This is a genomic window from Chlorobiota bacterium, from assembly GCA_016710285.1.
Lineage (GTDB): Bacteria > Bacteroidota > Ignavibacteria > OLB7 > OLB7 > OLB7.
This window is the reverse complement of sequence record JADJXR010000001.1, coordinates 2,349,095-2,363,590: the sequence shown is the minus strand read 5'-3', so window position 1 is coordinate 2,363,590 and position 14,496 is coordinate 2,349,095. Positions and strand designations below refer to the sequence as shown.

The following is a 14,496-nucleotide window of genomic DNA, read 5'->3' as shown; positions in this document are numbered from 1 at the left end:
TGTTGGTCCTTCATCATTGGTGCTGCATGATTGATCTTCATCATTGGCCCAGTCCACGGGGCGGGGAAGCGTTGCCCACGCTTCCTTCCCCCATTTCATCTTCCTACATCATGGGTGGGTCGCGCTTCTTGGGGCTGATAGCTGCGAGATCGCGCCATCCGGTTTCAGGATTGCCACGCGGTACCAGTAGGTGCGGTTGCGGGCAACCGAGCGATCCTGGAACTCCCCATCTTTCACAACATTCTCCAGCTGGAAGTAGCTTCCATCTTCGGCGTTGCTGCGGAACACCACAAAGCCGCGCATCCGCGTTGGGTCGTAGGCCGGGGCCCACTGCACACGCAGCGCGCATGGCCCTTCCATTGGGGTGATGCTGCTGATCGAAGGCGCGTCCTCGCGGTTCGATTTGAACGTGAACGTGCTGACCGCCAGCGCGCTATCCCGCACCGATTCGTTCCCGTTTTTGTCAATCCCCAGCACCCGATACCAGTAGGTTTCCTTCGGGCTGGCTTTGTAATCCATGAACGTTCCGGCGCTCATGTAGCTTTGGCTGCTTAGCGGGATGGAGTCGCAGACAGGGATTGCCGGAGGGGTATATGGCGAAGTAAGAATCGCACCAACCAACGGCGGCGGGACCACCGTGCGCCCGCCAACAAACGTGTATGGCCCGCTGCGGCTTTCGGCACGATACACATGGTACGCGGCGATGTCCTGGACCGGTGGGCCAATCCACTCCACACGGATCGCGCTGTCGCGGGCGTACAGGCCGCTGATGATTGCTGGCTCGGGCGGGGTTTTGTCGCGCAGGCGTTCGCAGACCACAATCTCCTTCGCCAGGTTCGGCACCGGCCACGCGCCGCTGATGTTTTGCGAATGGTCCTGCGCCTTCACCAAATAGGCATAGCAAAGGGGGGACCCTGCCGGGACGGAGTAGTCATCGAAGTAGGTAATGCCGGCAGACGCACGGTTGCGGGCATCGGCATGGGAAATCTGCCCAACCAAAACAAACGGACCGCCGCAATCGCTTGGCTGATATGGCTTCTTCTCCTTATCGCTGTGGGGAGGTTGGTAGCCGTGCGTGGTTGTTGTTGGCACCCCGGCAGGCGTTTTGCCACGTGTGCTATCGGGGCAGGGGATCCAATCGCCGTAGTCGCACAGTGCGCGGTAGATCAGGTAGCCATCAATGTCGCAATCGCTGTTCAGTTCCCATTTCACCCTGATGAACTTCTCATCCCCTTCTGCTGTTGTTCCTTTCACGTTCTCGGGGCGTGTGGTGTCCTTCAGCGCCGCGCCAACGGCTGCCGAGCGTTTGCTGACAAGGTTTGCCGAGTCAATCGCCTCCACGCGGAAGAACCAGCTTTTGTCGCCGCAGTCGCTTCGCAACCCGGCGGAGCTGTCCCCTTTCGCCACGAACTGCGTGGAGTCGGTGGGGTGGTTGACCGTCCCAACAAGCACCGCGCCCACGTAAGGATTTTCCGCATCCTCGTACCGATAGACCCGGTAGGATTTCGTTTTCTCGCTGTGCCCTTGCTCGTCGCGGGTCACCTTTGGCCACGTGATGCGGAAGCTGCTGGAACTGTCCACCGCCGTGACGATGATTCCGGTTGGGGTGGCTGGTGGAGTGCTGTCGGCGGGGGTTCCGCTCACCACTGCGGAGAAGGGACCTTCGTTCCCCAGGATGTCGCGCAGCTTCACTTTGTAGAAGTAGCTTTTGCCATTTTCCGGCCCCATAAATGTTCCTGGAATTCCCGGGATGGAAATCGCCACTGGGTTCCCTGCCGAGTCCCAGCGGGTGTAGTCGGTGAAGCCGTGCGCCGCCGGGGAAACGGCTTGCTCCAGGATGTTCGTGTCAATGTCGCTGCTGATGTTCGCCTCGTTGACGCGGCGGTAGATGCCCGCAGCAATGTTGGCGCGATAGACGTTGAACCCCGCAAACTTTGGCGCAGGTTTGTTCCACAAGATTTGCAGCTTGCTGTCGCCCGCAACCACGCCACGCATTGTGGGGGTTGGGATTGCCCCGGGAACGCCCGCAGTAATCGTGATTTCGCTGGCTCCCGCTGGGGGAAGCTCGGTCCCGCCGCTGTTCACCCGCCGAATTTGATAGCGATACGTTGTCCCCGCCACCACGCCGTTATCCAGCCACGCAACGCCCATCACCCGGGCAATCGCCGGGCGGGCGCGGGCAAGAAGCATAGCCTTGTTCCAATTGGCCGAGCCTTGCGCGTAGCCCGCAATCACGCAGACGTTCCCCAGCGGAGTATGGGTTGCTGTGTCGCCAAAGGCGTTGGCAAGGTAGGCCCAATCGGCCGAGGCCGGGGGGATAATTGCTTGGAACTGCGGGCAGTTGGTGATTGCCGCAATCGGCGTGGCGTTCAGCGGGGCGGGCGGATATGTTGCATCGGCCGCCAGCTTCCGGTAGATGTTGTACCGGTACGCCGCCGTGGTGTCCGCCGGCCACGTCAGGAAGACTTGCAGCGGAACCGCCGTGGTGTAGCCTTCAAGGGCTTGCGCGCGGGTGGATATGGGGAAGAGTGCCGCCGCAAGCAGCAGCGCAATCGGCAGCCCGATCGGCAAGATTCTTCCCCACCACGCAGCCAGCGCGAAGGGCCGGCGGTTTGGTTGCACTTCCCCACAAGGAATGGCCATGATGCCTGTTGTTGTTCGTTGTTCAGTCGTGATCATTTCTGTCGTCTCCGGTGTGTGAGGTCAGTGCATGTAGAAGCCATCGGTTCTGTTGTAGCCGCAGGTGATATCCACGCTGCCGCAAAGCACCCAAAGCACGCATCCTTCCAGCCCAATCGTTCCTTCGAAGGCTGGCGGCAACGCGCCGGTGAACTGCAGGTTCCCCCACGCCGCCGCGCTGACAAGCCCGCCAAGAATCTCACCCCAAATCCTGACCCCAACGTTCCCAACAAAGTATGGGAAGGCAAGCCCGGGGACCGGGGTTCCGCCAATGAATGGGGAGTCGGAGACGAACGCGCCAACGCCCACGTACAGTTGGAATCCGCCGGAAGCAAGGAAGTAGAAGCTGACGGAAGCCTCCACATTCAGGAAGGCGTAGAAGCCGGTAAGCCGTGCGGGAAGCCCCCCTTTGTTCAGCCCAAACCGCCCGTTGATTCCATCCATCACCCACACCCGTTCTTTGGGAACGTTGTGGCCAAAGAAGATTCCGGTTTGCGCGCCAACGCCCCCCATGTAGCCCCAAATCCGCACCGCAACGCGCCCCTGCACCGATTGATAATCGGTTCCGAGATGCCAATCGAACTCACCCTCACCTTCCACCCCGGCAATCACCGCGCCCAAGTTGACGGTGCCGCGGAAGTATCCCTCGACAAACATCTCCTCGCCCCGCTCCACCGTGAACGACGCAAGCCCCGTCACCTCCAAATCCACCGCGCCCACGTTCACGAACATCGCCCCGTTGGCCTCCATCACAAACCGCGTTGGGGAGTAGCTCATAATCATGCTGACCATGTTCGCGCCGCGTGCGGCAATGCTGAACCCAAGCCCCAGGCTGGAGGAGGCCTCACCCCCAATCGCAATTTTCTCCAGCGATTCCCCCACGATGCATCCGCACCCCCAGATATTCCCCATTGCCGACATCTGCGCCACCGGTCCAAGCGCGAACGTGTGCGCGCTTTCCTCCATCACCCGGAAGCAGATTCCTTCGGCGGCGATGTCAATCGTGGAATACATCCCGCCGGTGATGTTGAACAGGCTTACCTCGCCGGATCCAAAGAATCCATCTTGCCGGTCCACGTGGTAGCGGATGCTGTCGTACTCAAGGTTGGCGATTCCGTCGCCCCAGTTCCGTTGCCACTCCAGCTGGCTGGCGGGCGCGCCCATGTAGGCGGTGTCCAGCACCCGCACGAACCGCCCGTTGAACGGGTTGTTCAGCTTCAGCGACTTGTAGTCAACGATGGAGAGTTTTTTGGAGCCGAAGAAGTTAATGGCCACCGAACCGTAGGCCAGCACGTGGCCGCTGTCGGTGGGGACGTAGGGGGAGAGTTTCACCAGCTCGGGCGAGAACCCGAAGCGGTCGAACTTCTGGCCAACGCTGTTGTAGTCGAACACCAGCCGCCCCATGTTTCCGCTGGCTTTCATCTCGCCCCACACCAAGTAGAATGGCTTGGCGAAGTGGCGTGGCTCGTTGAACCCAGCGGCGGTTAGATAGATCACCCCCAACTTCACGCAAAGGATTCCTGCCGATTTCGTCGGGTCCTTCGGGACCAAGCCAACGCCCCAGTAGGCCATGGTGTCGGGCTGGGAAAGGTCCACTTGGCCGCCGGAGCATTCGGCGGTGGAGGTGAACATCATCTGCTTGAAATCAATCTCGGCAGCAACCGGCATTGGCAGTTTCACCGAGCCATGGAGCGTGCTGTGCCACACCGCGCTTTCCACAAACTGGAATCGCATGATGCCGCGGTTCTGCTCCTTCTTTTTGGGGTCGTATCCAAACAAGGTTTTGAACGGAGCTTCCCCGGCGTAGGCGGGTCCGGTTTCCCACACCGGCCCCATCTCGATTTCGCCAAGCCGCTCCTTTTCGGCGCGGATGGAGACCTCGGTATGCACCCCGGTTCGGACGATGTTCATCCAGATGCCGACCACCGTTTCGGCAGGGAATTTCAGGCCCTCGTTGGGGTCTGGGCGGTCCCGGGTGGCGATCATCAGCGGGACGTTGTGGATGCGGGGAATCGTCACCCCTTGCATCCGCTGCGCCTCTAACTGGGTGGTGGCCGGGGCGAACGTCGGCGTGGTGTACGTGGTGTCGGTCAGGGGGTAGAACGGTGCCATCCATCGCGCACCCAAGTAGAAGTGTGCGGGGATGTCGGTGGCGGATCCATTAATGGCGTAATAGCGTTTTGGACCAGCCTTGCTGAATTCCCCCCACGCCAGATTGTCTTTCATCAGAAGATCAGCAAACAGGTCCTGGTCCGGCTGGACTTTCAGGTTCACATTGAAGACATCCACCCGAGCAATGCTGCTACCGCCCGTGCTGATTGCCACGCGCGGAAGCCGGATGCTGCTGTTGTTGAATTCACCATTCTCGATGGCACTCTTTGCCAGGCGCAAGTAGCCGCTTCCGCTCAGGTTAATCTGGTATCCAAACGGATCCAGCGCGTGGTAAACGAAGCCGCCGCCAAAGTTCAGCCGTGCAGCAAACCCGCTGCCGGTAATCAGCCCGTTGGCGAAGGTGTATTTGGCCTTCACGTAGCCACGGTTGCTGATAACTGAATCGGACGGAGGGTCGGGAGTGGTCCCGCTGTTCAGCTTCACCCCTTTCCACGATGCCGCCAACGGTGGAGCCGGCCCCGCGGGCGATTGCGCCGACGAGAAGTCAAGCGTATAGCCTTTCCCGAACACCAGCAGACCCGTTTCGCCAATGTACCATTGGCCGTAGTTCGCGTCGGCCACCTCCTGGTAGAATTCGCAGGTGGAAGTGATGGTCGTCATCGGAAGCGGAAGCCGTGCGCGGGTGCAAGTGTCGTTGCTGATGATGCTTGTTGGAAGCAGCACCGCCCCTTTCACGCTTGCCGATGCAGGGCGGATAATCAGCGAATCAATGGCAAGGGTGAACGCGCTATCCAACACCACCTCGGCGGGCGGGGTTGGAACCGGCGAGGAGGATGGATAGATGGCGATTCCGTCGGTCAGCACCTCGGTCCGGTCGGTGGGGCTGTCCCACGTCACATCGCGGAAGGCCACGCGGATGCCATCCGGCACATTCTTTTTGAACAGGTCAAGAATCGCGTTCCGGTTGACGACTGTTTCCGCCAGCGAGGTGACGGAGCCTGCCGGAAGGTCCAGCGCCACCACGTCGCCAATCTTCACTGTTGGCTCAACGTAGATGGCCTCGGAAACAGCAAGCTCCGTTGCCGAATCGCTAACAGCCCCCACCACGTCGAAGTTTTTCCGAATCACGCCAATGTTCCCAAACCACCACGGCTTCGGTTTCTTGCCGCCGTTGCAATCGAACTTCACCCTGCCGATTCCGCTGGGACGGCTTGGGTCCACCGATTTGGAACTTGCGTCCCAATCCTCCACCACAATCGTGAATCCGCCAGCAATCAACGTGTCGGGAAGTTTTTTGGCGATGATAAGATCGGGGAACCGCTCGAAGACGCTGGTGGCGCGTTTGTCGGTGCAGGCCACGCCGTCGTTGCGGATCGTTTTTCCGTTGAACTCTAGCGTGAACCGCCAGGCATAATCCACCCCTTTCTTTGGGATGAAACCGTCGGGGCCGTTGGCGAACGCAAGCTCGAAGTGCGTGCGGTCCACCCCTTTCCCTTTTGTGAGAAGTATCCCCGCCGCAACGCTCCCTTTCAGCCGGCGGCTGAACACCGGCTGCGACTTGCTTCCAACCAGATCGTACGGGAGCAAGGACCGGCGGTCGGCCAAGAAGACCTCCACCTCGGCACCGGTGACGGCATCAAGGTTGATCCCTGGCTCGGCATATCCAGCAAACTGCATGGTGCGCTGGCCAACCTCCGGTTGCTTGGCCGCCAGCGGTGTCAGCTTCACGCATCCGAACGTTTTGCCAAGTTCATCGGCCTTGATGAAGAGCATTGTGTCCAGTTTTTTTATGCCGATGCTGTCGGGGCTGATTGGGAGATCGGTGATGCCGTCGGTGATATCAATCGGCTTGTCGGTGATGGTGATCGGCACCGTGACGGAGTCGTTCACCAGCGGAACAACGCTCTGCCACTGGAAGGAGCAGACATCGCTGACCCCGTTGTTGCGGAACACAAGGTTGCCGGAAGGGTCCACGGCTTGCACCTGCCACGCGTAGCTTCCCCCAGGAACCAGCGGCGGATCCGCAGGGCCGTACAGCAAGATTGGACCGTTGGCGGTTTGCTCAAAAAACGCCGGGCTTGTGGCCGATTTCATCGCCTGCTGCGGCGATTGCCCTTTCACGATTGGAACCATCTTGAACCGGTACTGCGTCCCTGGCGGCGCGCCGGGCGGGACGGTCCATTGGAACTGCACAAGCTGCGGTTTGGTGGCTTTCACAAACTGGCCGCACGTTGGTTGCAGCGGCTCCGGCTCGTCGGCGGTGCGGACCACAAACGTGGCGCAGCCGCTTGGCTCCTGGGGCGAAAGCGGCGCAAGCGTCTTGAACTCCAACGCCCGAACGCAGACCCGATAGACCCCTTCCGGCAGCAGTTTTGTTCTGCCAATCAGGTCCTTATCGGCCCCCTTGAACCGGACCGCGTTGCCGTCGAAGATTTTGAAGTCGTTCAAATTCAGCGTGCGGACCGCGCCGGGTTCAATTCGCAAAGCGGCGATTGGATACTCATCCTTCGTCTCGATGCGGGTGCTGCCGTCGGTGTTTTCGGCAAACCCGGCCAAGCGGAAATCGTACCCACGGTTCAGGTCTTGATTCTGCACCGTGATAAGAATTCGGTTGGGATTGGCAAGCCAGACGGAGAGGTCAGGAGAGTAAGGGGGAAGCACCGCGATGGTGACATTCAGCGGCGATTGCGCCCGCGCAACGCCCCCCGCAAGCAGCAGCAACAGCGGAAGCAGCATCCATTGGAACCATCGGAATCTGTAGCATCGGTTCATGGCTTGTAGGAATTAGTCGTTGGTCATGAAGTCAATCGTTCTTGGGAGCATGGCTACGCCCCGGGTTCTTGCGTTGCCGCTCACTTCCCTTCCTCGGCAGCGGCGGCGGTTGGCTTCCAGGCGAAGGTCCGGCTGTAGCCAAGCGTGGCCGTTAGCTCGCTGAAATCGCTGGAGGCGGAGATGGTCCCGGCCCCCTGTGTTCGGTAGAGTGTGAAGGTGAATTGATCTTCCGTGGTGGGGCGGAACCCGGCGTTGGCCGTCAGGTTGATGACGGTTCCGTCGAACGACTCACTCTGCCCGGTGGCAATATTCCGCGCGGTTGTTTGCGTCTGCGTGTAGCCGCCCGAGGCACCAATCGTGAGCTTGTTCTCCAATAACCCAATCGAGCCGTTCAGGGTTCCACCGGTGGTCCCCACCTGCAGCGTCCCTGTTTCGGTGTTGCCACGCAGGACCGAGAAGCCCAGGCTGATGGCACTTTCAATGAAGGTGAGGTTGTAGATCAGCGAAAGGTTGCTCCCGCGGGAGTCGGTGAAGGCGTTGGTGAAGGAATTCAAGTCGCTGAACTCCTGGTAATTCCCGATCACCGTGATGAAATGGTTCAGGGTTTCCGATTGCAGCAGCAACCGCGGCGCAAGCGTTGCCGAGTGGCTAACGTTCCGCACGCGGATGGAATCGTTCACGGCCACACGCCCGGCGGATTGGTCCGTGGAGTAGTTGATGTAGTTGGCATCAACCCCGAAGGCATCGGTTGGGGACCACCCCACGTTTGCCGAACCGATCAGGCGGTTGGTTTCGGCAAAACGGGTCTCCAGCAAGTTGTCGTGTTGGATTCCCAGCGATCCCCCAAGCCGCAGGCGGTTGTTGAACAGGTCCAGGCTTGGGGCAATCGTCCACCGCTCGAAATCGCTTGCCAGATACCACGTCCCCAGCGATGTGAAGTTTGGCTCCACCCGCTCGTAGCCCGCACGAATCTTGAATGTTGGAATCGCGAAACTGATCCCCGCTTTGCTGGCAATGTTCAGCGCGGTGGAGTTGTGGATGTCTTGGATACTGGAGAAGAAATCAAGGCCGCTGCTGTCCAGATCGGTCAGCGGCGCGCGAAGGTCGCGGGTGTGAAGGCTTGCGGCAACGTCGGCATCAAGCGTTAGTTCGGGGGTGATGGCGGTTTTCAGCGTAAGCCCCACCACGCTGTTCTCCGCCGGGGAAAGCCCGCTTTGCGTTGGCGGTTTTTTCAGCGACGCACTGTCGTCGCCGGCATGGAACCAGATAACGTCGAAGTAGCTTTCCTCGCTTCCGAACCCCACTTTCAGGGCGTATCCGTCGCGCTGGTAGGCAGGGATGTTGTAGAACTGTGTGGTGTCCTCCTCCACCGCCCGCTGCAGCCGTCCAATCATCCCCGCAAAGCGGAATTTTCCCGGGTTGAACTCCACCCCTGCCCCCAAAAACGTCACCCCGTCCAGCGTGTATGGCGACATGGTCATCGAGCGGTAGCCGAAGAATCCCGTCAGCGATTTGTACCGTGGCGAAATGCCGAACTGGTTGAACGGCTGGCGGAAGTCCCGCTCCTGCTCGCTGAAAATGAAATCAATCGGAAGCTGAAGGCTGTAGATTGTTGGGGTCAGCGTTCCGTTCAGGGTCCAGGAGAACGGCTCGCGGCGTTCGGGAATTCCGCTGGCGGAGTATCCCACCAGCGAAGCCCCCACCGAACCACTAAGGGAGAATGGAGGTTCTTCGGCAATCTTCTCAACATCCTGGGCAACGCTCCGCGCCGCTGCAACCAGCAGAATCAGGATCGGAATATGAAGCCTCAAGCGTTGCATTGTTCCCTCCATGAAAATGGATTGATATTCGTTCCCCACCTTGTATTCTTTCCCTGACTATTCTTTCCCTGACTATTCTTTCCCTGACTTCCTGGCTTGTGAAGAAAACGTGAGAGGGGGAAGGCACGGGAGAAATCTTCCCGATTGCTCCGCCCCCCCTCTCTCTCTGCTCCAACATTATGCCGATTGTCGCGGGGTCATCGCGCCACCACAAGGCTTTGGTTCACCGCGCCCCACGCGGCCTGCAGCCGCACAAAGTAGATGCCTGCCGGAAGCCCCGCCAGATCATGCTGGAAAGTGGTTGTGCCAGCCTCCAACTCCCCGTCGTAGATCGTGGCAACGCTGTTCCCCAGGGCATCAACAAGCCGCAGCCGCACCGCGCCGGCGTGCGGGATTGTGGCGGTGAACTGCGCCAACCCGGTTGCTGGATTTGGCTGCGCAGCAACATCCATCCCTGCCGATTCCTTGCCCGATGCAACGCCGCTGGTTGCGGTGGTTAGGCTCCATGTTTCGGACCATGGGCCAATCCCTGCGTTGCTTTCGGCACGGACGTGCCAGTAAAGGGTTTGCGAGTTCGGCAGAATCCCCACGTTCAGCGTTGTCCCTTGGATATTCCTGATCCGTTTCACCGGGTTAGTAAAGCCCGGATCGGTGGCGATATGGAGCAGGTAGTACTGCGTTTCCGGAACCGGGGACCATTGGAAATCGAGCACGGTCCAGGCGTTGGGGGATTGGTTGGCGGGGGCAATCAGCGTGGGCGCGCCAAGCGTTGCCGGCTGGGTGTTGAAGCTGCGGGTTTCGGACCAATCGCTAACGCCCACGTTGTTCCGCGACTGCACACGCCAGTGGTAGGTGGTGGCAGTGTTCAGATCGGGAACGGAGATGGATGTGGTGGTTACGCCCACGAACTCCAGAAGCACCGTCGTGAAATCGGAGCTGGTGGAAAGCTGCACGCGATAGCTTCCGGCAGCAGCAGCCGCATCCCATTGCAAAATTGGATTGATGGAAATCCCATTCTCTTTGTCAAGCGGATAGATCAGCGACGGTGCCGACGGCGCGATTGGCTGGACAGAAACGCCGCTGAATGCCCCGGGTGAGTTCGCCGCCGGGCGATGTCCGCCGGAAAAATCCAACGGCGTACCGTTGCTGACCGAACCGGATGGAACCGGCGGGTTGGCCGGGGCATCGTCCCAAGAAAAATCTGCGGCGATGAACGTCCGTGCGCTGATCAGATTTCCCCCAGGCTTCGGCGCGTAGTTGCCGTTGGCGGGGTCCACCAACTCCGGCGCGAACTCGTTGATGGTGTTGTCCTGCTTCAGCTGGATTTCGTTGCAGTCAATGTTCTGCGGGTCGCAACCTGGCTCGCGCCCGTCGGCAGAGACCATCATCAGGATTCCATGCTGGCCGCTTCCGCCGTTCCAGATCACGTTCCCTTTTATCCGCACGTTCTGGTCCGCACGGGAAGGGTTGGGGATGTTCGTCCCTTCGGTGGTGGCGATTGGGGCATCAACCGCAAAATGGCTAACAAGGGTCCGGGCCGGAAGCGGGTTGAAGAAAACGTTGTTGTACAGATAGACGTTCCGGTTGGGGATTGGCCCCGGCTGGCCAGCGGCAGAGTCGGCCCCCCAGCCGCCAGTGGCAAGCATGGCGCGGCACAGGCTATCATTCTCACAGGAACGGACACCATGGACGGCTTCAAAAAGTGGGGCGGCTTTGGTGTCATCGAAAGCAACGCGGTACAGGGTGTTCCAGGCCATCAGCACGTTGTAGCCGCCAGCAACACGCAGCGGAACTCCGGTGACATCGTGCAGAAGGTTGTTCACCACGCGGGCATCATAGACCTCATAATGAACCCACGGCGCAACCAAGAAGCCAGCAACCGAGGCATCACCAATGGAAACGCCGCGCCGGCAATCGCGCACGATGTTGGCTTCCGCTTTGAAGTACGCCGTGCCACCAAAGGCCATCATCCCCCACCCCGTTGCCTGCGTGATGACGTTCTTCAACAGCTCCACATTCTGCGAACCGACCACGGCCATGCCGTTCTCCGTCTGCCCTTGCAGCGTGCATTGCTCCACGTGAACATTGGTGGAATTCAAGATTCCAACGCCCGCATCAACATCACTGTTGGAAGGGTATTGAACCGGGTCCGGAGCGATTAGGCGAAGGTTGCGAAGCAGGATATTCTGCCCGGAAAACACCCCCAACAGAACCTCCGATAGAGGCTTCTGGCCGGGGATCGAGCGAATGGAAAAATCCATCAGATAGACATTGCTGGCGTTTTGCAGCGTTAGCCCCCCCACCACCGTTGCCGATCCCGCGCCATCGGCAGCGCGGATGATAATCGGGTGCTGGCGCGTGGTGGCGACCGTTTGCATCAGGACTGGCACGCAGTCGGGGGTTTCGCAGGTGTGGTCGCCCGCCATCAGGTTAATCCGGTAGCCGATGTTGGCAAGCAGGGTGTCGGTCATCCGCGCCCACGCGGTCCGCAGATTCCGCACCGGGGTTTGGCGGCTTAGGCCATTGTTAGCATCGTTCCCGGTTGGCGAAACATAGACATCCAGAAATGGCCCCGGCTCGCCAATATCCCAAGCGCGAGGGTCCAACGATTGGGCAACGCCGGGGAGCGTGCCGCACAGCAACGCGAACGCCAAAACAGCGAAAGCCGTTGCCAGCCGTCGGCCAATTCCACGCATCGTTGCCGCAGTGTAAGAAGTGCAGAGGTTCATCATAAAAGTTGTTGGTTATTGGTGAAGCAGCGGAGGCTTGATTGAGTACAAGATTCTCCTTCACTGAGTAACCAGCACCGGAATTGTGATAGTTCCCAAGGCCCCGATCACCGTGCAGAAAAATTTCCCTGGGGGAAGATCGGGAAGCAAAAGCCGAAGGTGAGCAACCCCCGGCGGAATGGATTGCGCAAGAAGCTGCCGCCCTGACGCATCGGCCACCAGCACCCGCCCCGCTTTGGCTTGCGGTTCAGGAAGGTCAATCGTGATGGTTCCGTTGGCGTTGTAGCGGGCGCGGATTCCTGGGGTGGCGGGGGCTTCCCAAGCGTGCGCGCCGCTTGCTGCCGTCAGCCCGTGGGCCCCCGGGGGCTGCGTGCCAGCGCGGGTTGCCCCGGTGTAATCGCGGGCGATGATGTTGGAAAGATTTCCCGCCGGAGCCAGCGGGCGCGGCTGGCGGTCGCCGCCCGGGAAATCGGGGATTGGATAGGTGGCCACGCCCCACAGCGTCCCCTTCGGCACGGGGCGGAAGTCAAGCGTTGCCGGGTTAATCAACTGTGGCTCGATGGTGTTGATGCTGTTCTCGGCCAGCAACTGCGCTTGGTTGCACGTTGGGTTGTTGTTCTGGCAACCCGATTCATCCCCCAATCCCAACGAGTGGCCTTGCGGACCGTCCCAGATCACGTTCCCACGGATCTGCAAATTCTGGTCGGCAACGGCAGGGTTCGGCGCGTTCGATTCGGCAGGGTTCCCGGCAAACGGCCCAAAGATGGTGAAGTGCTGGTACTGGCTTTGGAACCCAGCGGGGTTGTAGAAGATGTTGTTGTAGATGAACACGTTCCGGTTGGGGATGCGGATGTAGTTGCTTCCGTCATCCACCGCCGTGGTTCCCCAGCCGCCAGCCGATAGATATTCCGCGCAATTCCCCCGGCCATTCTCCCCGGGCTGGCCGTCGCAGCTTCTTCCACCAAACACCGCCTCGAACAGGTGGCTTCTTGAGCCGATCCGGTAGCAGGTGTTGTGCGCCATCAAGATGTTGTATCCCCCCTGGACCCCAGCGCAGCCCCTTCGGTGTCGTGGATGATGTTGTTGATGATCTTCAGGTCGTAGGCTTCGTAATGGATCCACGGTGAAGTCATAAACTGGAAGCCGGTCCCTTGCCCGGCAGTGAATCCGCCGGTTCCGCCATCATAAATCTCGTTCGACTCCACCCGGAAGTAAGCCGATCCACCTTTCAGGTAGATACACCAATCGTTGGCGCGGTGGATTTTGGAATCAATGATGTGGCCATGCTGAACGCCAACAAAATCCACCGCGTTATCGGTTGCCCCGCTGATGTCGCAACCTTCCAGATAGACCTGCTGGGATTGGTTGATCTTCAAGCCCTCTTGCGGTCCTTCGTAGTTGCGGATGTTCCCCTGGCCCACCACCGCCACCCCCCGCAGCAGGACGTAGCTGCATGATTCAAAATGGAGGACATCGCCACCGCCGCCGGTGATGGAAAGATTCAGCAGGTAGAAGTAGCGGCAATCGTACACGTTCACGTTCGGCAGCGTGACGGGGGGGAAGCCCGGGGCGGTGGCAATCATCACGGGGTGCTGCGCGCTGCCCCAGCGCGACTCCCAGTAATTCGGAACCGATTCTTCTGGATACTCACCTGGCAGCAGCATAATGGCGAATCCACGAGTGAGCGGCATACTGCTTGGGATACGCCGCCATGCTTCGCTTAGGGTCCGCACCGGCGCGATTCGTGTGGCGCGTGGGTTGGCATCGTTGCCGTTGGTGGGGTCCACCCACAGCGTGTCCATTTCCGGCGTACCGATCTGGTAGGTGCGCGGCTCCATCTGCTGGGCAGCAGCGGACATGGCCCACAGAAACAGAAGAACAACGATTGCGGCAGATGGTAAACAGCGAAACATCAGCGATTGGTTTTGATGGATTTCCAACTCAATATCGGGGCCGCTGGTCACGTTCTGCGGAATTGCTGGTGACGGAGGGGATGCTGATGCCAGAAAAAACCGCCAGCAACTAACGGAAGGAGTAGCCCCCCTGACTCCATCGAGATTGATAACAGGTCTTTAGCCTGCGGCAGGGGGGGGCAAGGTAGTCGAAGGTCTTTAGCCTTCGCGGGGACACCACTGAACCGAGCGTCGCTCCCCAAATCTCAGGTGCCAGCAGAGGTGGCGTGAGTTTCAGAAAGAGCAGGATCAACAACCAACCCCATTTCCCCCCAGCATTGGGGGGAACGCTTCGTCGCTTGCGGCGAAGCAGGGGGGGCAAGGTAGTCGAAGGTCTTTAGCCTTCGCGGGGACACCACTGAACCGAGCGTCGCTCCCCAAATCTCAGGGGGTGCCAGCAGAGGTGGCGTGAGTTTCAGAAAGAGCAGGATC

General features: G+C 59.9%; 6 protein-coding genes. All 6 read right to left on the bottom strand.

Annotated elements, in window-relative coordinates; translation table 11 throughout:
* Positions 1-108: 108 nt before the first annotated feature.
* A complete protein-coding gene (locus IPM61_08505) occupies positions 109-2,643 on the bottom strand; it encodes a hypothetical protein (GenBank protein ID MBK8911361.1) in 2,535 nt (844 codons plus the stop codon).
* A gap of 60 nt (positions 2,644-2,703) precedes the next feature.
* The gene (locus tag IPM61_08500; protein MBK8911360.1) at positions 2,704-7,563 is read right to left on the bottom strand and encodes a hypothetical protein; all 4,860 of its coding nucleotides are present in this window, start codon (positions 7,561-7,563) and stop codon (positions 2,704-2,706) included.
* Between the two features lie 80 nt (positions 7,564-7,643).
* Entirely contained in the window at positions 7,644-9,383 is a 1,740-nt protein-coding gene (locus IPM61_08495; protein ID MBK8911359.1) for a hypothetical protein, read from the bottom strand.
* A gap of 197 nt (positions 9,384-9,580) precedes the next feature.
* A complete protein-coding gene (locus IPM61_08490) occupies positions 9,581-12,115 on the bottom strand; it encodes a right-handed parallel beta-helix repeat-containing protein (GenBank protein MBK8911358.1) in 2,535 nt (844 codons plus the stop codon).
* Positions 12,116-12,172: 57 nt separating this feature from the next.
* The gene (locus tag IPM61_08485; protein MBK8911357.1) at positions 12,173-13,135 is read right to left on the bottom strand and encodes a hypothetical protein; all 963 of its coding nucleotides are present in this window, start codon (positions 13,133-13,135) and stop codon (positions 12,173-12,175) included.
* Positions 13,135-14,025: a right-handed parallel beta-helix repeat-containing protein gene (locus IPM61_08480; GenBank protein ID MBK8911356.1), complete on the bottom strand. Its 891-nt coding sequence runs from the start codon at positions 14,023-14,025 to the stop codon at positions 13,135-13,137. The genes IPM61_08485 and IPM61_08480 overlap by 1 nt, the downstream gene beginning before the upstream one ends.
* Between the last annotated feature and the right edge of the window lie 471 nt (positions 14,026-14,496).